The sequence below is a fragment of the Streptomyces sp. JLSY215 genome, from assembly GCF_059682825.1.
Genome location: NZ_CM185022.1, coordinates 1,709,587 through 1,735,387 on the forward strand (window position 1 = coordinate 1,709,587; position 25,801 = coordinate 1,735,387).

Genomic DNA, 25,801 nt, shown 5'->3' on the forward strand with positions numbered 1-25,801 from the left:
CCCGTCTCCTCAGGCGGGGCGGCCGGTCGCCACCGCGTAGAAGGCGACGGCGGCGGCCGCTCCGACGTTCAGGGAGTCCACGCCGTGCGCCATCGGGATGCGCACCCATTCGTCGGCGGCGCGCAGGGCGCCCGGTGTCAGGCCGCCGCCCTCCGCTCCGAGCATCAGCGCGGCCCGTTCCAGGGTGTGCGGGGCGGCCTCGTCGATGGCGGTGGCCTTGTCGGACGGGGTGAGGGCGAGGAGTTTGAAGCCCGCTTCCCGGACGGTGGCGAGGTCGCGTGGCCAGCTGTCGAGGCGGGCGTAGGGGACGGAGAAGACCGCGCCCATGGAGACCTTCACCGAGCGTCGGTAGAGCGGATCGGCGCAGTCGGGGGAGAGCAGCATCGCGTCCATGCCGAGGGCCGCGGCGCTGCGGAAGATGGCACCGATGTTGGTGTGGTCGTTGACGGCTTCCATGACCGCGATGCGGCGCGCCCCGGCGAGGAGTTCGGCCGGTGCAGGCAGGGGTTTGCGCTGCATGGAGGCCAGGGCACCGCGGTGGACGTGATAGCCCGTCACCCGTTCGGCGAGGTCGGGGCTGACGGCGTAGACCGGGGCCGGGACCTCGTCGATGACATCGCGCATGACGTCGACCCACTTGGCCGAGAGCAGCATGGAGCGCATCTCGTATCCGGCGTGCCGGGCGCGCCGGATGACCTTCTCGCCCTCGGCGATGAAGAGCCCCTCGGCGGGTTCGCGCCGGCGCCGCAGCTCGACGTCGGTCAGGCCGGTGTAGTCGGCCAGCCGCGGGTCGTCCGGGTCGTCGACGGTGATGATTTCTGCCACGGGGAGATAGTGCCTTGTCGGTGTCGAGGTTCCCAGAGGGGGGAGCGGGGCGGGCGGCGGTTGCCCGGGGCGCGGTGTTACGTTGCGCTACATCGGGGCATTTTGCATCACTTTGAGTGATTCGGGGCGGGTGTGGTGCCTACGGTGACGACGTCTCCGATGACGATGACCGCGGGGGGACGGACGCCCTCGGCCCGTACGGTCTCGCCCAGGGTGGCCAGGGTGGCGTCGACGCGGCGCTGGGTGGCGGTGGTGCCTTCCTGGATGACGGCCGCGGGGGTGTCGGCGGGGCGGCCGTGCTCGATGAGCTTGGCGGCGATGGCGCCGCTGTTCTCCACGCCCATCAGGACGACGAGGGTGCCGCGCAGCTTGGCGAGCGCGGGCCAGTCGACGAGGGAGCGCTCGTCCTCGGGGGCGACATGGCCGCTGACGACGGTGAATTCGTGGGCGACGCCGCGGTGGGTGACGGGGATGCCGGCGGCGCCGGGGACCGAGATGGTGCTGGAGATGCCGGGAACGACCGTGCAGGGGATGCCGGCCTCGGCGAGTGCCTGGGCCTCTTCCATGCCGCGGCCGAAGACGAACGGGTCGCCGCCCTTGAGGCGGACCACGGCCTTGCCGGCCTTGGCGTGCTCGATCAGGGCGTTGTTGATCGCTTCCTGGGCCATGAAGCGGCCGTAGGGGATCTTCGCGGCGTCGATGACCTCGACGTGCGGGGGGAGCTCGGCGAGCAGGTCGCGGGGGCCGAGGCGGTCGGCGATGACGACGTCCGCCTCGGCGAGGAGGCGGCGGCCGCGGACGGTGATCAGGTCGGGGTCGCCGGGGCCGCCGCCCACCAGGGCCACGCCGGGGGTGTGCGGGCGGCGGTGGTGCGGGGCGGCGAGGCTGCCGTCGCGCAGGCCCTCGACGATGGCGTCGCGGACGGCGGCCGAGCGGCGCGGGTCCTGGCCGGTCAGGACCGCGACGGTGACGCCCTCGCTGCGGCCGGTGGCCGGGGTCCAGGCGGTGGCGGCCGCGGCGTCGTCGGAGCGTACGCACCACACCCGGCGGCTCTCGGCCTCCTGGGAGGCGGCGGTGTTGGCCGCGGGGTCGTCGGTGGAGATCAGCGCGTACCAGGCCTCGGCCAGGTCGCCGTCCTGGTAGCGGCGGCGCTCCCAGCGGATCTCGCCGGCATCTGCCATCGCCTCGACGGAGGGGGTGGCGGACGGGGAGATCAGCAGGACGTCGGCGCCGGCGGCGACCAGCGAGGGGAGCCGGCGCTGGGCTACCTGGCCGGCTCCGAGGACGACCACGCGGCGGCCGGACAGCCGCAGTCCGACGGGGTAGGCGGCGTGTTCGGCGACATGCTCAGCCATGGTGATACGGCTCCTTGTGCGGGTGGTGCGAATTCGACGACCGGCTCAGTCGCTGCGGCTCTGGAGCGGCTGTGAGGGTGGTGCGGAGGGCCGGGGGCGTCCGGTGGGAGGTAGTGCCCCGGCCCACAGCCTATGGGGCTGCGGGCCGGGGGTCATACGGGGGCGGCCGGTCCCGGCCGCGGCCGGTCGGCTCCGCCGGTCAGCTCTTCTCCGTCACTCCGGCGGAGTCGAAGGTGGCGACCTCGTGCATGGCGCGCGCGGCGCTCTGCACCACCGGGAGGGCGAGCAGGGCTCCGGTGCCCTCGCCGAGGCGCAGATCCAGGTCGACCAGCGGACGCAGGCCGAGCTTGGTCAGCGCCGCGACATGGCCGGGCTCGGCGCTGCGGTGCCCGGCGATGCAGGCGGCCAGCGCCTCGGGGGCGATGGCGCGGGCGACCAGTGCGGCGGCGCCGGCGCTGACGCCGTCGAGGATGACCGGCGTACGCAGCGAGGCGCCACCGAGGATCAGGCCGACGAGGGCCGCGTGCTCCAGGCCGCCGACCGCCGTCAGGACGCCGATGGGGTCGGCCGGGTCGGGCTGGTGGAGTTCCAGGGCGCGGCGGACGACATCGACCTTGCGGGCGTGCGTCTCGTCGTTGATGCCCGTGCCGCGGCCGGTGACCTCGACCGGGTCGGCGCCGGTGTAGACGGAGATCAGGGCGGCCGAGGTGGTGGTGTTGGCGATGCCCATCTCGCCCGTCAGCAGCGCCTTGTTGCCCGCCGCGACGAGGTCCCGGGCGGTCTCGATGCCGACCTCGATGGCCTTGAGGACGTCCTCCTGGGTCATCGCCGGGCCCGCGGTGAAGTCCGCGGTGCCGGGCCGTACCTTGCGCGGCAGCAGCCCCGGGGTGGCGGGGAGTTCCGCGGCCACGCCGACGTCCACAACGCAGACCTCGGCGCCGACCTGGTTGGCGAAGGCGTTGCAGACCGCGCCGCCGCCCAGGAAGTTGGCGACCATCTGGCCGGTGACCTCCTGGGGCCAGGGGGTCACGCCCTGGGCGTGCACGCCGTGGTCACCGGCGAAGATCGCGACGGCGGCGGGCTCCGGGATCGGCGGCGGGCACTTGCGGGACAGGCCGCACAGCTGCGCGGAGATGATCTCCAGCATGCCCAGCGCCCCGGCGGGCTTGGTCATCCGCTTCTGCCGCTCCCAGGCCTCGCCCAGCGCCTTGGCGTCCAGCGGGCGGATGCCCTGCAGGGTCTCCTGGAGGAGGTCGTGCGGGTCCTCGCCGGGCAGTGCGCGGCGGCCGTAGGTCTCTTCGTGGACGACCCAGGACAGCGGACGGCGCTTGGACCAGCCCGCCTGGAGCAGCTCGGGCTCTTCGGGGAACTCGTCGACGTAGCCGACGCAGAGGTAGGCGACGATTTCGAGGTGATCGGGCAGGCCGAGCTCGCGGACCATCTCCCGCTCGTCGAAGAAGCTGACCCAGCCGACGCCCAGGCCCTCGGCGCGGGCCGCGAGCCACAGGTTCTCGACGGCGAGCGCGGAGGAGTACGGGGCCATCTGCGGCTGGGTGTGCCGGCCGAGGGTGTGGCGGCCGCCGCGGGTGGGGTCGGCGGTGACGACGATGTTCACCGGCGTTTCGAGGATCGCCTCGATCTTCAGCTCGCGGAACTGCTTGGCGCGGGCCTTGGGCAGCGACTTGGCGTAGGCCTCGCGCTGCGCCATCGCGAGCTGGTGCATCCGCTCGCGGGTCTCGTCGGAGCGGATGACGACGAAGTCCCAGGGCTGGGAGTGGCCGACGCTGGGGGCGGTGTGGGCCGCCTCCAGGACGCGCAGCAGCACGTCGTTGGGGATCGGGTCGCCGCGGAAGCCGTTGCGGATGTCGCGGCGTTCACGGATCACGCGGTGGACGGCGGCGCGCTCGGAGTCGTCGTATCCGGCGGCCGGGGGGCCCTGGGGGGCCGGGTCGGCATCGCCGTCGGCTGCCTCGGCGGCGGCCTGCGGGCCGGGCCGGTCCGCTTCCTGGAGCTGCTCGTCGTCGTGGCCCTCGCCGAGCTGGACGAGTTCGGCCGCGTCCTGCTCGTGGGGGCGGTCCTCCGGGGCGTCTGCCTCGGCGTCGGCGTCGGCCTCGGCCTCGGCCGGAACGTCGTCCGGGGTCGGCTCGGCGGCTGCCTGGGCCGGGATGTGGATGACGGCGGGCTGCGGTGCGGCGTCGGGCCCGGTGAGCTCGGCGCCCTCGTCGGCCGCGGCGGGCACGGTCGGCTCGGTGAGCTCGGCCGGTGCCGTCGCCGGGGCGTCGTCGGCGGGCTGCTCGGCGACGGGTTCGGTCTCGGGCTCCGGCTCGGCAGCGGTCTCCGCCGGGGCGTCGGCGGGGGCCTCCTGGGCGTGGGCCGCGGCCGGGTCGTCGGACGGGGGCTCCTCGGCCTCGGCGGGCTGCGGGAGTCCGGCGGCCGTGGGCTGCGCCTCGGGCTGCTCCATGACGGGCTCTTCCGGGGCCGTGCCCTGCTCCGGGGCGGGCAGGGCGATGGGGCCCTGGACCGTGGTGTCGGCCACCGGGGCGGCGTCCGTCACCGCCGGGACCTCGGGCCGGGGTTCGGCCGCCTCGACGGGGCCCGGCTGCTCGACGGCCTGCTCGGCCTCGGCCGCGGCGGCGTCCGCGTCGCTCACGGCCTCGGCGGCGACCGGCTGAGCCGCCGACGGGGATTCCTCCACCGACTGCTGACCGGCGTCCGCGGCCTCGACGGGCGCGGCGGCGTCCGCCGCCTCGGCCGGGGCCTCTTCCGCCTGCACGGGCTGTTCGGGCTGCGCGGCCTGTTCCACGGCCTCGTCCGCCACGGCCGGCGCCTCGGACTGCTGAACCTGCTCCGGGGCGGCCTCCGGGGCCTCCGCGGCCAGGGGCGTCTCGACGTCCGGTGCCGGCGCCTCGGCCGGCGCCGCGTCAGCTGCCGCATCGTCAGCTGCCGCCGCCGCATCCGCCGTCACGTCCTGCGCCGCCGCCTGAAGGGCATCGGCGTCGGCGACCGGCTCGACGGCCGCGTCCGCCGCGACCGCCGTCTCCGCGGCCTCCTGCTCCGGCAGCGGCATCGGCTGTGCCTGCGGCTGTTCGGCGGGCAGCGGGGCTTCCTGCGGGGCCTGCTCGGCCACCACCGGAGCGACCGTTCCGGCGGGCGGGGTCGCGACCGCCTGTGCGGAGGCGTCGTTCCACGGCGGCATCTGCGAGGGGATCTCGCCCAGCTGCGGACCGGGCAACGGGCCCTGACCGGCGGCGCCGTACGACTGCTCGGCGTGGAGCTGGCCGTCGTAGGGCTGCTCGCCGTACGGCGGCATCGCGGCCGGCTGCTCCTGCTGCGCCGTCTCCACGAGCGGCTGCTCGGCGGGCAGCTGCTCGGCCGCCACCGGCTGCTCCACAGCGAGGGCCGCGGCGGGCTCGCCGGGCGCGGCCGGAGCCGCCTGGGCATCGAGGTACTCGGGCTCGGTGGTGCGCGGTCCGGCGTGCCGGCCGGGCGCCTCCGCGGGGCCGCGGTCGGCCAGCGAGCGGACCACGCCGCCGGTCGGGTCCGGGACGGGCGGGCCCATGTGCAGCGGGCGGCGGGCGGGCTGGGCCTGTGCGGCCGCCTGCGCGCGCTCCTGCTGGGGTGCCGCGGGCTGCGGGATGCGCACGGCGCTGAGGTCGACCGCACCGGAGTCCCGGCCGCCGCTCTCGTGGTCGCCGGCCCCTGCGGGCAGCTGACCGCCCTGGGCGGGTACGGCCTGCTGCGGCTGCGGCATCGGCTGGGCCTGCTGCTCGCTCCAGGCCCCTTGGGCGCCCGGCATCAGCAGCAGATCGTCGTCCTCGGCGCCGTTGGCCGGTTCGAGGTAGGAGTACGCGTCGGCCTGCGGGGCAATGCCCTGCTGATGTGTCGGCTGCTGCATCGGGCCGGCGTCGGCAGGGGAGGGAGCGGCCGCCGGCTGCGGCTGCCCGGGATACCCGCCTGCGTTCTCCGGCTGTCCCTCGCCCGGGACCTGGCCGGTGTCGGTCATGCGTACCCCTCGCCCATGTGCTAGTGCTCCTTCCAACCGCTCGTGCGACGCGCTCGACCGGGGCGCGCCGACGCCCCGATAGCGAGAACGAGCGAGCGCGCCGCGCGGCACGTCCGCCCACTAGTGCTTCATTTTCGGCCAAAACCACGGCATTTTCCGGATTTTGACGTACTCACCCGAACGCGGAACAGCGGCGCAACGATCCGCCAGCCTACCTCCCGCGGGTTGCCTTCCAGGTCATGGGTGAGGAACGCGATACCCGCTGAGCAGAAAGACCACCGAACGTTCACGTTCGACCCAGGCCGTGGTGTCCAGGTCGACGGACTGCAGCAGCGCGCACTCGACTTCGTACCCGCCGTCGGCCAGCGCCCGTCCGAGTGCTTCGGCCTCGTCGCGGGTGGCGGCGTGGGTGACGATGCGTTCGGGGCGGCGGTCCGCGCAGGCGGTGACGACGGCCGCTCCCCCGCCGCCGATCCGCACCACGTCCGGCTCGGGGAGGTCTTCCAGGATCTGCGGTGCGCGGCCCTGGACGACCTGGAGTTGGACGCCGTGGCGGCGGCCGACGGCGGCGGTGCGCGCGCAGGCGTCCGGGTCGGCGTCCACGGCGATGACGGCGGCGCCGAACCGTGCGGCCTCCACCGCGGCCGCGCCACTGCCCGTACCGATGTCCCAGACGAGGTCGCCCACCCGGGGCCCGAGGCGGGCCAGTTGGGCGGTGCGCAGCTGGATGGCCTCCCCCTCGTCGAGGGCGCCGCCGTACGCTCCGTCCGGCAGGCCCCAGCCGCGCGGCCCGGTCGGGTGGCCGACCTCGTGGGCGGCGATCCAGCCGGTGCCCTGGGCGGCGGCGCCGCCGGGTGAGCCGCCGACGACGATGACGACGTTGGGGTCGCGCCAGACGTGGTCGGCGACCTTGTCGGATGTGAGGACCGTCACCCGTTCCCGGTCGGTGCCCAGTTCCTCGCAGATGACGAAGGTGCGGTGGACGCCGCCGAGCAGCAGGGCGAGTTCGGCGGGGCCGGCGCCGGGTGAGGTGAGGACGGCGACCTTGGTGTGGGCGCGGCAGACGTTGACGGCGCGGCGCAGGTCGCGGCTGTGGGCGACGACGATCCGGGCGTCGTCCCAGGGCATGCCGGCCCGTGCGAAGGCGGCCGCGACGGAGGAGACGGCGGGCACCACTTCCACTTCGAGGCCGTGCTCGGGGGCGCGGAGGGTGCGGACGACGCCGAAGAAGCCGGGGTCGCCGTCGGCGAGGACGACGGCGGTGCCGCGGTGCTGGGCGATGCGGCGGGCGGCGAGGGTGACGCTGCCGAGGCGGATGCGTTCGGCGCCCGGCGGGACTTCGGGCAGTGCGAGGTGGTGGGCGGCACCGGCCACCAGCGTCGCGGCGCCGAGGGCGGCGCGGGCGGGGGCGGTCAGCGCGGAGCCGTCCCATCCGATCACCGTGACCCGGTCGGCCATGCTCGTCAGTCTCCTGGGGGTACGCGGGCGGGGCGGCCGGGGTGCCGGGCCGTGGTGGGGTCCTCGCTGGTGGCGAGGGGTGCGGCAGGCCGAGAGTACCCCGAGAGGCAGGGACCCGGTCGTGCGTGCGAGGTCAGTTCCACTCGGGGTAGGCGAATCCGTTGGCGTCCGCCATCCGGCCGGGGAGGCCTTCGAGGTCCTCGGGCAGCAGGCTCCATACGATCATGTCCGTGCGGATGTCCGTCCAGCCGCCGTCCTCCGTGCGGCTGCGGGCTATCGAGGCGTTGCGCAGCACGCCCTCGCTGATGCAGCCGACCTTCTGGGCGACCTGCTGGGAGGCGGTGTTGCCGGCGGCGGTGCGCAGCTCCAGGCGTTCGAACTTCTCGTCCTGGAAGAGCCACTGGGCGGTGGCGAGCGCGGCCTCGCAGGCGTAGCCCTCGCCGCGGGCCCAGGAGGCGATGATGTACGAGATCTCGCTGGAGCGCACCCGCCAGTTGGTGTTGCCCAGCTGGACGACGCCGACGAGGCGCTGGGTGAGGAATTCGGTGACGGCGAAGTCGATGCCGCGGCCGGCGGTGCGTTCGGCGGGCGCGTACTCGGTGACCCAGCGGCGGGCGTTGGCCTCGGTGTAGGGCTGGGGTATCGAGGTCCAGGCCGCGACCAGCTCGTCGTTCATCATCTCGGTCAGGGCGGGGATGTCGTCCTCGTCGAGGGGGCGCAGCACCAACCGATCCGTGCTGATGGAGATGTCCGGAAAGGTGGATGTCATGCCGCTGCTCCAACGCCGTTGGCTGTAGTTCTCCGGGACGTCATGGGCCGTTGCCGCGTGAGGTCACGCGAGGTCACGGGCCGTCCTGACCGTCTATGAGGGCACCAGCATGCAGCATCCGCCCGGGGATGTGCCACGCAAGCGGGCCCCGGCCGCATGCGGTGCGGATCCGGGGCCCACTGGGCGGGTGTGCGGACGGCCGCCTTCCGGTGACCTGCGCACAAGGAGGCGCGTCAGCTCTTGGCGGGGCCGAAGGCGGGGATGACGGAGCCGTCCTTGTACTTGTCCTCGATGAACTTCTTGACCTCGGGGGAGTTCAGGAGCTTGGCAAGCTTCTTGATCCGCGGGTCGTTCTCGTTGCCCTTCTTGACGGCGAGGAAGTTCGCGTAGGGGTTGTCCTTGGCGCTCTCCAGGGCCAGGGCGTCCTTGGAGGGCTTGAGCTTGGCGCCGATGGCGAAGTTGCCGTTGATGATCGCGGCGTCGACGTCGTCGATGCGCGGCGCGGTCTGGGCGGCGTCCAGCTCGGTGATCTTGATGCCCTTGTCGTCCTTGACGTCGGTGAGCTTGGCGTCGGCGCCGACGCCGGACTTGAGGGTGATCAGGCCGTTGTCGGCGAGGAGCTTGAGCGCGCGGCCCTCGTTGGAGGGGTCGTTGGGGACGGAGACGGTGGAGCCGGCCTTGAGCTCCGAGAGCTTGCTGTGCTTCTTGGAGTAGATGCCCAGCGGCTCGATCAGGACGTTCTGGACGGGCACGATGTGGGTGCCGTTCTCCTTGTTGAAGGTGTCCAGGAACGGCTTGTGCTGGAAGAAGTTGGCGTCGACCTGACCGTCGTCGGTGACCTTGTTGGGCTGCTTGTAGTCGGTGAACGACTTGACGACCAGCTTGAGCCCGGCCTTGGCCGCCAGCTTGTGCTCGATGAAGTCGAGGATGGTGCCGTGCGGGGTGGGGCTGGCGGCGACGACGAGCGGGGCGTTCTTGTCGTTCTTGTCGGTGCTGGCGGTGGTGTCGGAGGGGGCGCTGCAGGCGCTGGCGCCGAGGGCGACGGCGGAGGCGGCGGCGACGGCCACGGTGATCTTTACGGTGTTGCGCACGAAGAGTGCCTCTTTCTTGTGCACGCGCCGGTGGCGCGTGGTGGTCCGCCCGGCAAAGGGTCCGGGCTCAGGGGTGATGCGGTGGGGGTCAGGCGGCCTCGGTGACGGCGACCGGCTCCTCGGCGCGGGCGCGGCGCAGGCCCACCCGTACGGAAGAGGTGCGGGTACCGCGGCCGGCGAGGCGGCGGACGACGAAATCGCCGAGCAGCTGGACGAGGGTGACCAGGACGATCAGCTCCACGACGGTGGTGACCATCAGGGTGGTCTCGTACTGCTGGTAGCCGTAGGTGTAGGCCAGGTTGCCGAGGCCGCCGCCGCCGACCGCGCCGGCGATGGCGGAGTAGCCGATCAGCGTGATGACGGTGGTGGTGACGGCCGCGACCAGCGCGGGCAGCGCCTGCGGGAGCAGCACCTTGAAGATGATGGTCCAGGTGCCGCCGCCCATGGCCTGGGCGGCCTCGATCAGACCCTTGTCGACCTCGCGCAGCGCGGCCTCGACCAGCCGGGCGAAGAAGGGGATCGCGGCGATGGCGAGCGGGACGACCGCGCCGGTGGGGCCGATGGAGACGCCGACGACGAGGCGGGTGAAGGGGATCAGCACCACGATCAGGATCAGGAACGGGAAGGACCGTCCGATGTTCACGATCGCGCCGAGGACCTTGTTCACCACGACGTTCTGGAGCATGCCGCCGCGGTCGGTCAGATGCAGCACCACGCCGATGGGTATGCCGAAGAGCACCGCGTAGAACGTCGACCACCACACCATGAAGAGGGTGTCGAGGGTGTTGTCGTACAGCAGCGGCTGCATGTCGTTCCAGCTCACTTGGCGCCTTCCTTCTGGAGCGCGGCGGCGGGCGCCGGGATCGCCGGGTCGGATACGGGGGCGTCGACGGCGTCGACGGTGTCTGCGGCATCGGCCACGTCGACCTGGAGCCCCTGCTCGCGCAGGAAGCCGATGGGTACGACGTTCTCCTCGAACCGGCCGGGCAGTTCGATCCGCATCCGGCCGATCTGCTTGCCGCCGACGGTGTCCATGGCGGCGCCGAGGATGGAGATGTCGACGTTGTAGGTGCGGGCCAGCTCGGAGATCACCGGGCGGGTGGCGGCCGAGCCGTGGAAGGTGATGTCGACGACGGTGCGGTCGTCGCCCGAGGGCTCGCCGCCGACGGGGAACAGCTCGCGGGCCAGCTCGGAACCGGGGGTGGCGAGCAGTTCGGCGACGGTGCCCTGTTCGACGACCCGGCCGTTCTTCATCAGCGCGGCCGAGTCGCAGATCGTCTTGACGACGTCCATCTCGTGCGTGATGAGCACGATGGTCAGGCCCAGCTTGCGGTTGAGGTCGCGCAGCAGCTGGAGGATGGAGCGGGTGGTCTCCGGGTCCAGGGCGCTGGTGGCCTCGTCGGAGAGCAGCACCTTGGGGTCGCCGGCCAGGGCGCGGGCGATGCCCACGCGCTGCTTCTGGCCGCCGGAGAGCTGGGTGGGGTAGGCCTGGGCCTTGTCGGCGAGGCCGACCAGGTCCAGCAGTTCGAGGGCCTTGCGGGAGCGCTCACGGCGGTCGACCTTGAGGATCTCCAGCGGCAGTTCGACGTTGTCCTGGACGGTGCGCGAGGACAGCAGGTTGAAGTGCTGGAAGACCATGCCGATATGGCTGCGGGCGGCCCGCAGCGCGGCGTTCGCCCGCTGGCCGCGGCCGGCGAGGGCGGTGAGGTCCTGGCCGGCGACGGTGACCGTGCCGGAGGTGGGCCGCTCCAGGAGGTTGAGGCAGCGGATGAGGGTGGATTTACCGGCGCCGCTCTGGCCGATGACGCCGTACACCTCGCCCTCGCGGACGTGCAGATCGACGCCGTCCAGGGCGGTGACTTCGCGGTCTCCTGAACGGTAGACCTTGGTCAGGCCCGTTGTGGTGATCACAGGGAATTCCGTCACTGTCGAGTGCCCGGCGGCTCGCCCACCGGGTACGGGGCATTCTTGCGAGTGCGGCAGGGAGAAACCCGGGGGGCGTGGGCCCGGCTTCGGGTTCCGGTGACGCGGGGCGGCCGGTGTGCCGTCGTTGGCGTACCGATGACATACGGCGCGGTGCGGTCCCCCTGCTCCTCAAGAGTGTCAAGAGCTTGGGGGAGGGTCTCGCTTCGGGGCGCGAGGCTCAGCGGGGGCCCTCAGCGGTCACACATTCGACACATGCAACGAGCACCGGGCGTCGTGGTCGCCTCGGTCGCAGGGGTGCGGTTGCTCGTCGTGGTCATGGCGGCAAGTAAACCAGACAGCGGTACGGCCCGATCAAGCCTGTCCGGATAGCGGACAGGCCCGACCGATCCGTGGACAGCGCCCCGCGCACCGAAGATGATCTCGGTCGTCCCGCCCGTGGCCTGCACGGATGCCGCCGAGGGAACGGTGGCGACGACGTCCGGGGACCGCCCCTGCGTCCGATGCGTGTGGTCAACGCCACGGTGGGCGTCCCCGCCGGGAAGGGATGCGGGTCGGCCACCGGGGGCGATGTCACCGGATGTCACCGAGGGTGACGCCCTCCGCGGCCGTGTCGTGATTGCCGTGAAGGCGCGCATCGGCGGAGATCCTCATGGTTCGCACGCGTACGTGCCGCGGCGGGGCCGGGCGCGGCCGCCCGCCGGGGGGCCATTAGCATCGCCCCATGCCCCACATCCCCTCGGCGCACCTCGGCGCCGCGCGGAGGTCCCGGTGATCGACGCACTGACCGTCGCGGTCGCCGTGACCGCTCTCGCGCTGGCCGCCTGGTGCGGCTTCGCCACCTACCGCGACCAGCCGACGAAGGACTGGCACTTCATCGGCATGGCCCTTGTGTCGGTGCTCGGCATCGCCCAACTGGTCATAGGTTTCGTGCAGTTGGCGCGCGGCCAGTCGCCGGACCAGGGCACCGCGATCTTTGTGGCGTATCTGCTGGGCGCGGCCGCCTGCGTGCCGGCCACCGGTTTCATGTCGCTCTCGGAGCGCACGCGCTGGGGTTCGGCGACCGTCGCGGCGGGCGCCGTCGTGCTGGCGGTGCTGGAAGTACGGCTTTTCGACATCTGGGGAGGCGGCAGTGCCTGAACCGACCACGGCCACGGCGGTGGAGGCCGCCGCGCCCCCGGCCAGGCGCTCGCTGGGCACCGGCCCCGGACGCCTCCTCGTCACCGTCTACGGCGTCTTCACCGTCGCCGCCGCGTCCCGCTCCCTCTACCAGCTGATCGCGCAGTTCCACGTGGCCCCGCTGGCGTACAGCCTCTCGGCGCTCTCCGCGGTCGTCTACGCCTTCATCCTCTTCTCGCTGGTACGCGGCGGTGAGGGCGCCCGCAAGGCGGCCATCGTCTCCTGCGCGCTGGAACTGATCGGGGTGCTGGGCATCGGCACCTGGACGCTGGTCGATCCGTCCGCCTTCCCCGACGCCACCGTGTGGTCGGACTACGGGATGGACTACCTCTTCATCCCGGTCGTCCTCCCCGTCACCGGCGTGATGTGGCTGCGCCGCTCCCGTACGCAGGCATAGCGGCCGGGTCACCGGGATCCGCCCGGACGCAGGGATACGCCGGACCGCAAGAGATACGGCGGGTGGGCCCGCCCCCACAGCAGGCCCACCCGCCGGTCCTGGATGGCAGCGGTGCGACTACGCCCCGGCCACGTAGTCCCCCAGGCCCCGCCCGGGAGGCGCCCCCACGGCCGCCACCGGGCTCTTGCCCAGGTCTTTCTCCAGGGTGACCTCGCTCAGTTTGCGGCTGAGGCGCTCGGTGCCGACGGGCACATAACCGTGACTGCGGTACAGCCGCAGATTGCCCTCGCTGCGGTGGCCGGTGAAGAGGCGACAGCGCTTGGCGGAGCGCTCGGCCGCGAGCCGCTGTTCGACCGCCCCCAGCAGGCGGCCGCCCAGCCCGTGCCGCTGCATCCGCGGGTGCACCATCAGCTTGGCGATCTGCGCCGTACCGTCCGGGTCGACCGTGCCGCGTACGGACCCGACGACCTCGCCGCCGAGCCGGGCCACCACCACACACCCCTCTTCGAGTTCCGCGCGCAGGGCCGCCAGGCTCTGGGTGAGCGGCTCGATGCCGTAGTCGTCATACAGCGCGGCCTCCGACTGGTAGCAGAGGTACTGCAGTTTGAGGATCTGCTCGGCATCCTGGTCGGTCGCCGCAGAGATGGTCACACTCGTGCCCATGCGCGTATGCCTCCCCTTTTCGGTTCGCTGCGTGCTTCCGGATTCCCCGGAATGTGGCAGTGGCAATCCCCGCCGCGAGCATTGTGCGCGGGCATATGGGACATGGGGAACAGACCGGCCCCCGGCTCCTCTGTGACATTCCCAACTCAGATGAGATGCCATGGGTTTCAGGGGAGGCGGGGCCGGTCCGGACGGCGCGGGCGCCGCGGCACTGCGGACGTCAGCGCCGACGGAATTCCGCGGCGGCGAGCAGCGCGGTGTCCGGGTTGTCGGAGAACAGCCCGTCGATACCCGTCCCCAGATAGGCCTTGAAGACGCCGAGCGCGTCCCCGTACGCAGTGGGATCCGTGCCGCGGCGGTAATCGGCGGGCAGGAAGCTGTTCTCATTGCGGACCGTGTACGGGTGCAGGACGAGCCCCGCCGCATGCGCGTCCTTGACGACGGAGGTGGGCGTGCCGAGCTTGCCGCCCTTGTCCCGCGGGATGATGACGGTCAGGTCCGGGCCGATGCCCTCGGCGAATCCGGCTATCCAGGCCAGCCCCTCGGGGGTGACCAGGTCGGCGACCGTGCGCGGGTCGCCCGCCTCGACGAAGTCCCACGGGCGGGCGCCGGGCGTCGACAGCAGCACGACCTTGGGGCAGTCGACGAGCTTGCCCAGCCGCTGGATGCTGCTCGGCTCGAACGACTGGAGGAAGTTCGGCGAGTTCTCACGGTGCCGGCCGTGCGCCCGCAGCGCCTTGGCCACCCGCTCCTCCAGCCCCAGCCCCAGTTTGCGGAAGTAGGTGGGGTGCTTGGTCTCGATGTGCAGCCAGACCCGGCGGCCCCGCCTGCGGCCCTCCCGCTCTGCCCACTGGAGCACTTCCTCGAACGACGGCACCTCCCACCGGCCGTCGTAGAGGGTGTTGTGCTGCCGGGTGCCCGGAATGCGCTCCTTGGCGCGCAGCGTCTTGAGCTCGGCGAGGGTGAAGTCCTCGGTGAACCAGCCGGTGAGCGCGACCCCGTCGACGGTCTTGGTGGTCCTGCGGCCGGCGAACTCGGGATGGTCGGAAACATCCGTGGTGGCCGTGATGTCGTTCTCGTGCCGGCACACGAGGTGCCCGTCCTTGGTGGGGACCAGGTCCTGCTCGATGACATCCGCCCCCATGTCGAGGGCCAGCTGATACGAGCCGAAGGTGTGCTCGGGCCGGTACCCGCTGGCCCCGCGGTGCCCGACGATCAGCGGCACGGGCAGCTCCCGGGCCGCCCCGCTCCCGCTCGCCGCGCCGCCGTCCGCCTCGCGCGCGCTCGCCTGCCCGGCCCCGCCGAACACCGCCGCACCCGCACCGAGGGCCGCGGCGCCCAGTACCGTCCGCCGTCCCGGCTGCTGCCGCTTCTGCATGCTCGCGCTCCTTTGTCGTGTGGTGTCCGGGGCGATTCCCGAGGGGCAGGGACCCCGGAGGAGTAGCGGCCGATCGTAGGCACGCACCGGGCCCGTCGGGGAGACATGCGACGACATCGGACGGAACACGGCGGTAACAGAGGTCAACCGCGCGTCAACTCTCCGTATCGACCCTGTGAACCCGATGTGCGGGCGCAGGTGACCCGCGAGTATCGTCCTGGGCTGCAGAAGTTCGCTGCTGCCTCGACGTTGACCAGCCACGACCCGGAGGACCCGTTGTCCCGCATTGTGCTCAAGGCGATTCTCGGATTCCTCATGCGTGTCCTTTACCGGCCGAAGGTCGAGGGCATGGAGCGCATTCCGCAGACCGGTCCGGTGATCCTCGCCGGCAACCACGTCACGTTCATCGACTCGCTGTTCCTGAGCCTGGTCGTCAAGCGTCCCGTCTACTTCATCGGCAAGGACGAGTACGTCACCGGCAAGGGCCTCAAGGGCCGGCTGATGGCGTGGTTCTTCACCAGCGCCGGCATGATCCCGGTGGACCGGGACGGCGGGCACGGTGGCGTCGCGGCGCTGATGACCGGCCGCCGCATCCTGGAGGAAGGCAGCATCTTCGGCATCTACCCCGAAGGCACCCGCTCCCCCGACGGCCGCCTCTACCGCGGCCGTACCGGCATCGCCCGGCTCACCCTGATGACCGGCGCCCCCGTCGTCCCGTTCGCGATGGTCGGCACCGACAAGGTGCAGCCCGGCGGCAAGGGTCTCCCGCGCATCGCCCCGGTGACGGTGCGCTTCGGTGAGGCGCTGGACTTCTCCCGTTACGAGGGCATGGACCGCGACCGCTACGTCCTGCGGGCCGTCACCGACGAGGTGATGAGCGACGTCATGGAGCTGTCCGGCCAGGAGTACGTCGACATGTACGCCACGAAGGCCAGGGCCGCCTGAGGGAGCCCCCTTTGCGGCTAAGCCGCCGCCCGCTCTCGCGGAGGTGGTTGCTCGCCGTTGGGGTTGCTCAATTGATGGCTGAGGCACTGGTTGATGGCTGAGGCGCCCGTTGAGGGCTGAGGCGCCCGTGCGCGGTTCGGGACCCGTCCGAGGATCGGACGGGTCCCGTTGCGTGGTGGTCAGCAGGGCACCCGGAAGCCGCCGGGGGCGCGCTGGCCTTCGGGGCCGCCGGTGAGCGCCGTTCGCAGCGCCGCCTCGGGCCGCGGGACCTTGCTGCCGTCGGACTGCATCAGCTGCGGCCGTTCGGCGACGCCGCCGATCCGGGCGCCCGGCACGTCCGCGTTCTTCACCGCCACCCGGTTCAGCGGAGCGGGCGTCAACTGCTTCTGGGTGCGGACGAATTCCACGAAACTCTCGAAGTCTCGGGTGTGCCGTACCGGCGCGGTGAATCCGGAGAAGGCGCTGTAGCCGTCCTGGTTGATGAGGGTGTACGAGGGAGCGGCGAGGCGGTAGCTGCGCGCCGGGTCGAGCGCGGTGCCGTCGATGAAGACCTCGGCGGGGTCCACGCGCTTGCCGACCGGGCCGGCCGCGTCGAAGGTGTAACGGACGTTGGCGGAGACGGCCAGCGGTGCGAAGCCCAGGCCGCCGCCGGTGGCGGGGGCCCACTGTTCCTCCAGTGCGTCGTGGATCTGGGCGCCGGTGACGGTCACCGTCATGATCGGGTCGCCGAAGCCGACGCTGTTCCAGGCCCGGCCCAGGGTGATGGTGCCGTCCGACGCCTCGTCACGTACCAGGTCGCCGGCGATGACGGTCTGGCCGACGCGCGGCGCGACCGCGATGACGGAGAGTTCGGCGGGGGTGTTGGGGTGGGCGGCGGCGTCGTCCATCGGCCCGTGCGGCTGCCGGCCCGCCCACAGCGCCCAGTCGGCGACGAGATCGCCCATGGTGCTCTCGCCCGCGGCGTTGCGCCGCCGGGTGAAGGAGGCGGTCTGCTTGCCGAGCGGGGTGGCGGCGCGCCGGGTGCCGTAGCCCGCCCAGTAGTCGGCGATCGAGCGGAGCTCGGGGTGCGGGGTCACGTCCCGGGTGTTGGGGTGGTTGGTGGAGGTGGTCAGCGGCCGGATCACCTCGCCGGTGTCGGGGTCGAGGCGCAGGGTGATCTCGTTGATCAGCTGGCCGTAGCAGCCCGCTTCGACGAACGGGCGGGGGTTGCCGCTGGGGTCCGGCAGCATCATGGTGAAGGCGCAGTGCCAGTGGCCGGTGACGATGGCGTCGATGTCCGACGAGACCCGCAGCGCCAGTTCGTAGGCGGGGCCCGAGGGGTTGCTGCCGCTGGAGAAGTCGCCGCCGGCGACCGCGCCGTCGTGCATGCTGAGCACGATCGCGTTGACGCCGCGCGACTTCAGTTCGGCGGCGCAGCGATTGGCGGTGTCCAGTTCGTCCAGGGTGCGCAGTCCCGGCTGGTAGGAGCCGGGGAACGACTCGGTGCCGAGGGCGGTGAGGTGGATGAAGCCGATCGGCAGGGTGTGGCCGCGGCCGGAGTCCACATACGCGATGTTGTACGGCGGCAGGACGGTCTCGCCGTTCTCGTTCCAGACCATGTTGGCGCTGTAGTACGGGAATTTCGCGCCGTGGAAGCGCCGGCCGGTCGAGTCGTCGAAGGAGTCGTCGCGGCCGATGACGGGGTAGCTGACGCCCTTGGCCATGTGCGAGGTGAGATAGGCCGCCGATTTGTCGAATTCGTGGTTCCCGGCGGAGGCGAAGTCCAAGCCCATGGCGTTGAGGGCCTCGATGGTGGGCTCGTCGGCGAGGGAGGCGGCGTCGAACTCCCAGCCGGAGAAGAGGTCGCCGGGGGCGAAGAACAGGGAGTTGCGGTGGCCGTCCCGCAGCCGTTCCAGATGGGCCGCCATATAGGCGACGCCGCCCACCGTGTACGCCGTGCCGCCCGCTCCCCTGATGACCGAATTGCCGCCCGGCGCGCCCTGGAGGTATCCGTGCAGGTCGGTGATGTTGAGCAGTTGCACATCGACGTACTCGTCGGCGGTGCCCGCGTCGCGGGCGTGTCCGGTGGCGTAGGCGCTGCTGCCGATGGCGCTGGCGGTGGCCATGGCCCCCGCCGCGGTGAAGAAGAACCGTCGTCCGATGTCGCGCACTGCGTCACTCTCCTGAGCGGGCCGGCCGAAGGGGGACGACGGGAGAGTCAATCGAGCCGTGCGGGGCGTCCGGCCACCAGGACGCGTACCGGGCGTGAACGGCTGGGGACAGTCGCCCCCGGGGCGTGTCTTGTGGATCATGGCGCGGTCAGGGCGTGCGATGCGGCAGGACACGCCCGCCGGCGGCCGTCATGACCCGGATGTCCGCGGGGACGGCCCGGATGCCGCCGTACCGTGCGCCGGTCGGTCCGTCAGCTCACCGGCGCGGTGACGGAAGTCGCCTCTTCCGTCCGGGGAGGCGGATGTCCGGAGCGCCGGCTGCCCGGGGGTCGCGCCGCCGGCCGGTACGGGGAGCGGCCCCGACCGTCAGGACGCGGAGGGCGGACTGTCCCGCCAAGGGGTCAAGTCGGCTGCTCCGGCGTCGAGTTGGCGCATCGCGGCGGCGCTTCCCTTCGCCCGGGGATCCCGGCGCGCCGGGTGCGGTACGCCGACCGCGGCCGCGCCGGCTCGGCCGGATCCCCCGCCTGGGTGGCCCCCAGGCGGGCGGGGGATCCGGCGTCCGCGGCGTCCTGGGCGCTCGGCGACCCGGTCAGCGCGCCCCGTCGCCCGCCGTGGGCTCGGGCTCGGGCCGGTGGGCCTTGTCCGCGTCGGCCGGGCTGGTGCCCAGTTCCTGCCCCCGGAGCAGGAACCACGCGGCGACGGCCGCGCTCAGCAGCACCACGGCGCTCACCCCGACGGCGATGTCCAGGCCGTCGACGAAGGTGTCCTGGGCGGCCTTCAGCAGGGCCGCGCCCTGGTCCGCGGGCAGGTCCTTGGCGACCTCGATGGCGCCGCCCAGCGATTCGCGGGCGGCGTGGTCGGCGGCCTCGGGGATGCCGGGGGGCGCCGTGAAGCCGCGGTAGATGCCGGTGACGATGGAGCCGAGGAAGGCGATGCCGAGCGCCGCGCCGAGTTCGTAGGCGGTCTCGGAGACCGCCGAGGCGGCGCCCGCCTCTTCCTTGGGGACGCTGGAGAGGATCACATCGGCGGTGACGGTGAAGGAGAAGCCCGCGCCGACGCCGACGACGAAGAGGATGAGGCCGATGGAGGCGGTGCCGGTGTCGGCGTGCAGGGTCGTGGAGCCGACGAGCGAGAGACCGACGATCCCGAGGCCGCCGGCCACGACGAGGCGTACGGACAGCCGTCGGGCGACATAGCCGGCGGCGAGGCCCGCGCCCACCGCGCCGACCGCGGCGGGGAGTTCCACCAGACCGGCGTTCAGCGGCGGGCGCAGCTGCACCATCTGCAGGAACTGCGAGAGGAAGAAGACCAGCCCGGACAGGCCGAGGATGGTGAGCAGATCGGCCAGTACCGCGCCGGAGAAGCCCCGGTGGTGGAAGAGCTTCATGTTGAGCAGCGGCGAGGGCAGGGTGAGCTGGCGGCGCACGAAGGTGGTCAGGGCGAGCAGGCCCAGGAGTCCGGCGGCCAGGATGTCCCAGCGATAGCCGTGTACCGCCGCCTCCTTGATGCAGTAGACGACGCCGACGATGCCCACCAGGGACAGCGCGACGCTGGGCACGTCCCAGGGGCCGGGATCGGGATTGCGGGATTCCGGGATCACCTTGATGCCGACGACCACCAGGAGCACCATCACCGGCAGGTTGATGAGGAAGACCGAGCCCCACCAGAAGTGGCCCAGCAGGAAGCCGCCGAGGACCGGGCCGACGGCGGTGCCGGCCGAGGCCATCGCGCCCCAGATGCCGACGGCGAGGCTGCGTTCCTTGGGGTCGTGGAAGAGGTTGCGGATCAGCGCCAGGGTGGACGGCATCAGCGTGGCACCGGCCACGCCCAGCAGGGCGCGCGCGGCGATCATCATCTCCGGGCTGGTGGCGTACGCACACACCACCGAGAGCGCACCGAACGCCAGGGAGCCGATCAGCAGCAGCTTCTTGCGGCCGATGCGGTCGCCGAGGCTGCCCATGGACACCAGCAGACCGGCGATGACGAAGGAGTAGATGTCACCGATCCACAGCAGCTGGGTGCCGGAGGGCTCCAGGTCCTCGCTGAGGAAGGGGGTGGCCAGGCCGAGGACCGTGGCGTCGACACCGACCAGCAGGACGGCGAGGACGAGGACGGCGAGGGCGAGCCAGCGACCCGGGCGGGGCTGGTCGTCCACATGGGCCGAACCGGCCGGTCCTGACGCTATGGTCTCGGTCATTTCTCCATGCTCCGTCGGATGCCGCCGAGCAGCAGCTCGGCGATCGAGTGGTTGAGGTCGTTGCGGGCGACGCGCCCTTCGTGGACGGCCCAGGCGCCGGCGCCCATCAGCCCGTAGAAGGCCTCGGTGAGCCAGGCGGCGCTGAGGTCGATGCGGAAGTCGCCCTGTTCCTGGCCGCGGCGGAAGAGCGCATGGATACGGGCGTCCAGCCGGGCCCAGCCCTCGTTGATCTCCCCGCCCTCGAAGAGCTGGTTCTCGGTGAAGAGGAAGGCCAGGACGCCGGCGACCTGTTCGGCCTCGCCGATCAGCCGGCACAGCGCGTCGCCGGCGGCGCCGTCGTCGAGCCGGGCCGCGTCCATGGCCCGGGCGAACCGCTCGATGCCGTGCTGTTCGAGGGCGCGTATCAGCGCGTCCCGACCGGCGAAGTGCCGGTGCAGGGTGGCCCGGCTGATGCCGGCGGCGCGGGCGATGTCGTCCATCGATGTCGTCGCGCGGCGGCTGAGCAGCGCGGCGGCCTGGGCGAGTACCTGTTCACGATCCACTGCCATGAGACAGAGAATACCCCGAATGAGACACGCATGTCTCATAACATTCTTGAGCGTCTCACCCTCTCCCGGCCGGATCCGCCTGCCGCCCCGGAGCCGCCGGGCCTCCGCGGGAACGCGAACGGCGGCCCCCACCGAGTCGGTGGAGGCCGCCGTTCGCGTCCGTACGCTACTTCTGCTTGGCCGTGGCCCAGGCCTGCTGCGCCGCCAGATCCGCCTTCAGCTCGGCGAGCTGTGCCGCCACCGCGGAGGGCGCGGTGCCGCCGCGGCCGCTGCGCGAGGCCAGCGCCCCGGGGACGTTGAGGACGCCGCGGACCTCGGGGGTCAGATGCGGGGAGATCTTGGCGAACTGGTCATCGGTGAGCTGGTCCAGCTCGATGCCGTGCGCCTCGCACTCCTTGACGCACTCCCCCGCGACCTCGTGCGCCACCCGGAACGGCACGCCCTGCTTGACCAGCCACTCGGCGATGTCGGTGGCCAGCGAGAAGCCCGCCGGGGCCAGCTCCTCCATGCGCTCGCGGTGGACGGTCAGCGTGGCCATCATGCCGGTGAACGCCGGCAGCAGAACCTCCAGTTGGTCGCAGGAGTCGAAGACCGGCTCCTTGTCCTCCTGGAGGTCGCGGTTGTAGGCGAGGGGAAGGGCCTTCAGGGTCGCCATCAGCCCCGTCAGATTGCCGATGAGGCGCCCCGACTTGCCCCGCGCCAGCTCCGCGATGTCCGGGTTCTTCTTCTGCGGCATGATCGACGAGCCGGTGGAGAAGGCGTCGTGCAGGGTCACGAAGGAGAACTCCTTCGTGTTCCAGATGATGATCTCCTCGGCGATCCGCGAGAGGTTGACCCCGATCATCGCCGTGATGAAGGCGAACTCGGCGACGAAGTCACGCGAGGCCGTGCCGTCGATGGAGTTGCCCGCCGAGCCGTGCTCGAAGCCCAGGTCCGTGGCGACCGCCTCGGGGTCCAGGCCGAGCGACGAGCCCGCGAGCGCACCGGAGCCGTACGGGGACACCGCGGTCCGCTCGTCCCACTGCCGCAGCCGCTCCGCGTCCCGGGACAGCGACTGGACGTGTGCCAGGACATGGTGGGCGAAGAGCACCGGCTGGGCGTGCTGGAGATGCGTACGGCCCGGCATGGCGACGTCCGGGTGCGCCTCGGCGAGGCCGATCAGCGCCTCCTGGAGGCCGGCGATCAGACCGCCGATGATCCGGGCGTGGTCGCGCAGATACATCCGGAAGAGTGTGGCGACCTGGTCGTTACGGGACCGGCCGGCCCGCAGCTTGCCGCCGAGGTCCGGGCCGAGCCGCTCCAGAAGCCCGCGCTCCAGGGCGGTGTGCACGTCCTCGTCGGCGATGGTGCCGGTGAACGAACCGTCGGCGACGTCCGCTTCGAGCCGGTCGAGCCCGGCGATCATCCGCGAGAGCTCGTCCTCGGTGAGCAGACCCGCCTTGTGCAGGACCCTGGCGTGCGCGCGGGAGCCGGCGATGTCGTACGGGGCCAGGCGCCAGTCGAAGTGGACGGACGCCGACAGCTGGGCCAGGGCCTCGGCGGGACCGGAGGCGAACCTGCCGCCCCAGAGCCGGACGTCACCGCTGTTGCTGCTCACTGCTGCTCCTCGGAGGGGTGGTGATGTGCTGCTTTCCCCCGGGCCGTGCGGGCCGGGGGTACCCCCGTCGCGCCGGGAGGGCGGGGAGGCGGCAGTCGTACGGGGATGGTCGTACGGGGATAAACGAGCGGGCTCGGGCCTGGTCGCGTCGGGCTACGCCCGCGATTGACGCAGCGCCGCGATCTTGCTGGACATCCCGAAGAGCTCGATGAAGCCCTTCGAGAGCGACTGGTCGAAGGTGTCGCCGGTGTCGTACGTCGCCAGGTTGAAGTCGTAGAGCGAGGCGTCGGACTTCCGGCCGGTGACCACCGCGCGGCCGCCGTGCAGGGTCATCCGGATGTCGCCGGAGACATGCCGGTTGGCCTCGTCGATGAAGCCGTCCAGGGCCCGCTTGAGCGGGGAGAACCACAGGCCGTCGTAGACCAGCTCGCCCCAGCGCTGCTCGACCTGCCGCTTGTAGCGGGCCAGTTCGCGCTCGACGGTGACGTTCTCCAGCTCCTGGTGCGCGGTGATCAGCGCGATGGCGCCGGGCGCCTCGTACACCTCGCGGGACTTGATGCCCACCAGCCGGTCCTCGACCATGTCGATCCGGCCGATGCCCTGGGCGCCGGCCCGCAGGTTGAGCTCCTGGATCGCCTCCAGGACGGTGACCTTCCTGCCGTCGAGGGCGACCGGGACACCCTGCTCGAAGGTGATGACGACCTCGTCGGCCTCCCGCGGGGTGGCCGGGTTCTGGGTGTACTCGTAGACGTCCTCGATCGGCGCGTTCCAGATGTCCTCCAGGAAGCCGGTCTCCACGGCCCGCCCGAAGACGTTCTGGTCGATGGAGTACGGCGACTTCTTGGTCGTCGCGATCGGCAGGTTCTTCGCCTCGCAGAAGGCGATCGCCTTGTCCCGGGTCATGGCGTAGTCACGGACCGGGGCGATGCAGGTGAGGTCGGGGGCGAGGGAGGAGATGCCGGCCTCGAAGCGGACCTGGTCGTTGCCCTTGCCGGTGCAGCCGTGGGCGACGGTGGTGGCGCCGTGCTTCTTGGCGGCGGCGACCAGATGCTTGACGATGGCCGGCCGGGAGAGGGCGGAGACCAGCGGGTAGCGGTCCATGTAGAGGGCGTTGGCCTTGATCGCCGGGAGGCAGTACTCCTGGGCGAACTCGTCCTTGGCGTCCGCGACCTCGGCCTCCACGGCACCGCAGGCGAGGGCGCGCTCGCGGATGACCTCGAGGTCCTCACCGCCCTGACCGACATCCACAGCGACGGCGATGACCTCGGCGCCCGTCTCCTCGGCGATCCAGCCGATGCAGACAGAGGTGTCCAGGCCTCCGGAGTAGGCGAGTACGACGCGCTCGGTCACGGGTTTCTCCTTACTGTGCATGCGCTGATAGGCATAAGTATGCACTCGGCCGTATGTTTCGTCAATGAATCGACGAATGCGCAGGTCAACCGCGGCCCGATGGGGCACCGAGCGGGGTCAGGAACCCCCGCGAAGGGCCTCGAGCAGCACAACGACATGGCTGTGGCCCACCTCCTTCGTCGCGGTGAGCAGCGTCAGCGGACCCTCCCCCGCCAGCTCCCGCAGCCGCGCCAGCGCCGGCTGCGCCGCCTCCCCCGCCAGCTCACCCCGATAGCGCTCGGCGAACCGCTCGAAGCGCGGGCCCTCGTGGTGGTACCAGCGCCGCAGCTCCGACGAGGGGGCCGCGTCCTTGCACCATTCGGTCAGCAGCGCATCCGCCTTCGACAGCCCCCGCGGCCACAACCGGTCCACCAGCACCCGGGCGCCGTCGGCCGGCTCCGGAGGGTCGTACACCCGGCGCACGCGAATATCGGCATCCTCGAACTTTTCCGCCATAACCCATACAAACACGGACGAGTACCGGCCGCCGAGGACCGGAGAGCGGCCGGAAGGGGACCCGCTTTGGAATCAGGGCCGGGGACAGGGTATTTTTCTTCTGCACGCCCCGACCGGGAACATTCCGGCCGGCACGGGCAACCGGGACGTGGCGCAGCTTGGTAGCGCACTTGACTGGGGGTCAAGGGGTCGCAGGTTCAAATCCTGTCGTCCCGACCAGCGTTTTTCGCAGGTCGGAGGCCGTTTCCTCGTAACGAGGGAGCGGCCTTTCGCGTTGTCGGCGGGAGTCCTGCGCGCGCGGCCGTCAGGACAGCGACCCGATTTCGTCGCGGACCTTGGTGAGGACCTCGGCGGGGAGCGTCGCATAGCCCTGGAACGTCAGGTTCTCCTGGCCCTTTCGGCCGGCCATGTAGGTCAGGAACGCCTTGGTGGCGGGCCAGGTCGCCGGCTTGTTGCCCTTGTTGCAGACGATCTCGTAGGTGACCACGTCGATCGGGTAGGCGCCGGGCTCCTTGGTGCCGTAGTCGAGGCGCAGGAGCACGTCGTTGCCGGTGTCGGTGGCCTTGGCACCGGAGATCGCATGGGAGGCCGCGATCACGTTGGCGTCGACGGGAGCGCTCGCGCCGGTGTCGACCGAGACGGTGCGGATCATGCGGGACACCGCGTAGGGCAGCTCGAAGTAGCCGATGGCGCCCGCGGTCCGCCGCACCTGGTCGGCGAGGTCCGCGGAGCCCTTGACGGCGTGGCCGCCCTTGGCCGCCCATGTCTTGCTGTGCGGGTAGGGCCAGGCGCCCTGGGCGGCGGCGGCGAGGTAGGCGGTGAAGTTGTCGGTCGTGCCGGAGGAGTCGGAGCGGTGGAACACCTGGATCGGCGTGGCGGGCAGCGTGACGCCCTTGTTGAGGGCGGCGATCGCCGGGTCGTTCCACTTCGTGATCTCCGCGTTGAAGATCTTGGCGAGGGCGGGGGCGTCGAGGACCAGCCGGTCGATGCCCGGGAGGTGGAAGCCGACCGCGATCGGTCCGCCGACCATCGGCAGGTGGATGGCGTGCCCGCCGCCGGCGCAGACCTTCTTGGAGCGGGTGACCTGATCGGCGGTCAGCGGGGAGTCCGAGCCCGCGAAGGCGGTTTTCCCCGCCAGGAAATCGTCCTGGCCGGAGCCGGAGCCGTTGCCCGTGTAGCTGATGTGGGTGCCGGTGCAGGCCTTGGTGTAGTTCTTGATCCAGTAGTTCATCGCGTACTGCTGCGCCGTCGAGCCGGAGGCGCTCAGGGTGGCCGCCTTGGCGCAGACGATGCCGCCGGCGGCGGTGCTGGGAGCCGCGACGGTGGACGAGCCGCCGGCGGGACGGGAGCCGTTGCCGGCGCCGCAGGCCGTCAGGACCAGGGCGCCGCAGACGGCCACGGCCCCGGCCGCCGTGGCGCGTGTCCCGCTCCTGCGCTGAGGCTTCACTTCGCGGCGCTCCTTCCTGCGGACCGGCCCC

At 71.9% G+C, this 25,801-nt stretch carries 20 protein-coding genes and 1 tRNA gene; 4 read left to right on the forward strand and 17 right to left on the reverse strand.

The window, feature by feature from the left end:
* Positions 1-9: 9 nt before the first annotated feature.
* The 8 genes from AC5677_RS07705 to AC5677_RS07740 all read right to left on the reverse strand — a co-directional run bounded on the left by AC5677_RS07705 (position 10) and on the right by AC5677_RS07740 (position 11,412).
* A complete protein-coding gene (locus tag AC5677_RS07705) occupies positions 10-825 on the reverse strand; it encodes a TrmH family RNA methyltransferase (RefSeq protein ID WP_497194258.1) in 816 nt (271 codons plus the stop codon).
* Between the two features lie 107 nt (positions 826-932).
* Positions 933-2,180, reverse strand: coding sequence for a uroporphyrinogen-III C-methyltransferase (gene cobA / locus AC5677_RS07710; RefSeq protein WP_497194259.1), 1,248 nt, complete (start codon positions 2,178-2,180; stop codon positions 933-935).
* A gap of 199 nt (positions 2,181-2,379) precedes the next feature.
* Positions 2,380-6,183: a nicotinate-nucleotide--dimethylbenzimidazole phosphoribosyltransferase gene (gene cobT / locus AC5677_RS07715; protein WP_497194260.1), complete on the reverse strand. Its 3,804-nt coding sequence runs from the start codon at positions 6,181-6,183 to the stop codon at positions 2,380-2,382.
* A 237-nt stretch (positions 6,184-6,420) separates the two neighbouring features.
* On the reverse strand, positions 6,421-7,641 hold the full coding sequence (gene cbiE / locus AC5677_RS07720; RefSeq protein ID WP_497194261.1) for a precorrin-6y C5,15-methyltransferase (decarboxylating) subunit CbiE: 1,221 nt from the start codon (positions 7,639-7,641) through the stop codon (positions 6,421-6,423).
* A gap of 133 nt (positions 7,642-7,774) precedes the next feature.
* Positions 7,775-8,410: a GNAT family N-acetyltransferase gene (locus AC5677_RS07725; protein ID WP_497194262.1), complete on the reverse strand. Its 636-nt coding sequence runs from the start codon at positions 8,408-8,410 to the stop codon at positions 7,775-7,777.
* Between the two features lie 233 nt (positions 8,411-8,643).
* Complete coding sequence (locus AC5677_RS07730; protein WP_497194263.1) at positions 8,644-9,501, reverse strand: MetQ/NlpA family ABC transporter substrate-binding protein; 858 nt, start codon at positions 9,499-9,501, stop codon at positions 8,644-8,646.
* An 88-nt stretch (positions 9,502-9,589) separates the two neighbouring features.
* A complete protein-coding gene (locus AC5677_RS07735) occupies positions 9,590-10,324 on the reverse strand; it encodes a methionine ABC transporter permease (protein ID WP_497194264.1) in 735 nt (244 codons plus the stop codon).
* Complete coding sequence (locus AC5677_RS07740) at positions 10,321-11,412, reverse strand: methionine ABC transporter ATP-binding protein (RefSeq protein WP_497194265.1); 1,092 nt, start codon at positions 11,410-11,412, stop codon at positions 10,321-10,323. The genes AC5677_RS07735 and AC5677_RS07740 overlap by 4 nt, the downstream gene beginning before the upstream one ends.
* 783 nt (positions 11,413-12,195) lie before the next feature.
* Here AC5677_RS07740 and AC5677_RS07745 point away from each other — a divergent pair.
* Both AC5677_RS07745 and AC5677_RS07750 read left to right on the forward strand, forming a co-directional pair.
* A complete protein-coding gene (locus tag AC5677_RS07745) occupies positions 12,196-12,564 on the forward strand; it encodes a hypothetical protein (RefSeq protein WP_497194266.1) in 369 nt (122 codons plus the stop codon).
* Complete coding sequence (locus tag AC5677_RS07750) at positions 12,557-13,000, forward strand: hypothetical protein (RefSeq protein ID WP_497194267.1); 444 nt, start codon at positions 12,557-12,559, stop codon at positions 12,998-13,000. Before AC5677_RS07745 ends, AC5677_RS07750 begins: the two co-directional genes overlap by 8 nt.
* 117 nt (positions 13,001-13,117) lie before the next feature.
* On the opposite strand, the gene AC5677_RS07755 is transcribed toward AC5677_RS07750, so the two are convergent.
* Both AC5677_RS07755 and AC5677_RS07760 read right to left on the reverse strand, forming a co-directional pair.
* The gene (locus tag AC5677_RS07755) at positions 13,118-13,663 is read right to left on the reverse strand and encodes a GNAT family N-acetyltransferase (protein ID WP_497194268.1); all 546 of its coding nucleotides are present in this window, start codon (positions 13,661-13,663) and stop codon (positions 13,118-13,120) included.
* A gap of 220 nt (positions 13,664-13,883) precedes the next feature.
* The gene (locus tag AC5677_RS07760; protein ID WP_497194269.1) at positions 13,884-15,041 is read right to left on the reverse strand and encodes a glycerophosphodiester phosphodiesterase; all 1,158 of its coding nucleotides are present in this window, start codon (positions 15,039-15,041) and stop codon (positions 13,884-13,886) included.
* 276 nt (positions 15,042-15,317) lie between these two features.
* Here AC5677_RS07760 and AC5677_RS07765 point away from each other — a divergent pair, with 276 nt between their 5' ends.
* Positions 15,318-15,986 (forward strand): lysophospholipid acyltransferase family protein, encoded by a 669-nt coding sequence (locus AC5677_RS07765; protein WP_497196539.1) that lies wholly within the window; start codon positions 15,318-15,320, stop codon positions 15,984-15,986.
* 179 nt (positions 15,987-16,165) lie between these two features.
* Here AC5677_RS07765 and AC5677_RS07770 read toward each other — a convergent pair whose 3' ends face one another.
* The 6 genes from AC5677_RS07770 to AC5677_RS07795 form a co-directional block, all read right to left on the reverse strand.
* Positions 16,166-18,136 (reverse strand): bifunctional metallophosphatase/5'-nucleotidase, encoded by a 1,971-nt coding sequence (locus AC5677_RS07770; RefSeq protein WP_497194270.1) that lies wholly within the window; start codon positions 18,134-18,136, stop codon positions 16,166-16,168.
* A 589-nt stretch (positions 18,137-18,725) separates the two neighbouring features.
* Positions 18,726-20,333 (reverse strand): MFS transporter, encoded by a 1,608-nt coding sequence (locus tag AC5677_RS07775; RefSeq protein ID WP_497194271.1) that lies wholly within the window; start codon positions 20,331-20,333, stop codon positions 18,726-18,728.
* A complete protein-coding gene (locus tag AC5677_RS07780) occupies positions 20,330-20,881 on the reverse strand; it encodes a TetR/AcrR family transcriptional regulator (RefSeq protein WP_497194272.1) in 552 nt (183 codons plus the stop codon). Before AC5677_RS07780 ends, AC5677_RS07775 begins: the two co-directional genes overlap by 4 nt.
* A gap of 166 nt (positions 20,882-21,047) precedes the next feature.
* Positions 21,048-22,478 carry an argininosuccinate lyase gene (gene argH, locus AC5677_RS07785; RefSeq protein WP_497194273.1) on the reverse strand — a complete coding sequence of 477 codons (1,431 nt, stop codon included), beginning with the start codon at positions 22,476-22,478 and terminating at the stop codon, positions 21,048-21,050.
* Positions 22,479-22,631: 153 nt separating this feature from the next.
* Positions 22,632-23,828, reverse strand: coding sequence for an argininosuccinate synthase (locus AC5677_RS07790; protein ID WP_497194274.1), 1,197 nt, complete (start codon positions 23,826-23,828; stop codon positions 22,632-22,634).
* Between the two features lie 117 nt (positions 23,829-23,945).
* On the reverse strand, positions 23,946-24,323 hold the full coding sequence (locus AC5677_RS07795; protein ID WP_497194275.1) for a DUF488 domain-containing protein: 378 nt from the start codon (positions 24,321-24,323) through the stop codon (positions 23,946-23,948).
* Positions 24,324-24,465: 142 nt separating this feature from the next.
* On the opposite strand from AC5677_RS07795, the gene AC5677_RS07800 reads away from it, so the two are divergent.
* Positions 24,466-24,542, forward strand: a tRNA-Pro gene (locus AC5677_RS07800).
* Between the two features lie 85 nt (positions 24,543-24,627).
* On the opposite strand, the gene pstS is transcribed toward AC5677_RS07800, so the two are convergent.
* Positions 24,628-25,770: a phosphate ABC transporter substrate-binding protein PstS gene (gene pstS, locus AC5677_RS07805; RefSeq protein WP_497194276.1), complete on the reverse strand. Its 1,143-nt coding sequence runs from the start codon at positions 25,768-25,770 to the stop codon at positions 24,628-24,630.
* Positions 25,771-25,801: the final 31 nt, after the last annotated feature.

Bases quoted from the DNA above. Each gene is read 5' to 3' on its own strand.
- AC5677_RS07780 (WP_497194272.1), bottom strand. From the start codon at position 20,881: ATGGCAGTGGATCGTGAACAGGTACTCGCCCAGGCCGCCGCGCTGCTC.
- cobA (WP_497194259.1), bottom strand. From the start codon at position 2,180: ATGGCTGAGCATGTCGCCGAACACGCCGCCTACCCCGTCGGACTGCGG.
- cobT (WP_497194260.1), bottom strand. From the start codon at position 6,183: ATGACCGACACCGGCCAGGTCCCGGGCGAGGGACAGCCGGAGAACGCA.
- AC5677_RS07775 (WP_497194271.1), bottom strand. From the start codon at position 20,333: ATGACCGAGACCATAGCGTCAGGACCGGCCGGTTCGGCCCATGTGGAC.
- AC5677_RS07755 (WP_497194268.1), bottom strand. From the start codon at position 13,663: ATGGGCACGAGTGTGACCATCTCTGCGGCGACCGACCAGGATGCCGAG.
- cbiE (WP_497194261.1), bottom strand. From the start codon at position 7,641: ATGGCCGACCGGGTCACGGTGATCGGATGGGACGGCTCCGCGCTGACC.
- AC5677_RS07795 (WP_497194275.1), bottom strand. From the start codon at position 24,323: ATGGCGGAAAAGTTCGAGGATGCCGATATTCGCGTGCGCCGGGTGTAC.
- AC5677_RS07760 (WP_497194269.1), bottom strand. From the start codon at position 15,041: ATGCAGAAGCGGCAGCAGCCGGGACGGCGGACGGTACTGGGCGCCGCG.
- AC5677_RS07725 (WP_497194262.1), bottom strand. From the start codon at position 8,410: ATGACATCCACCTTTCCGGACATCTCCATCAGCACGGATCGGTTGGTG.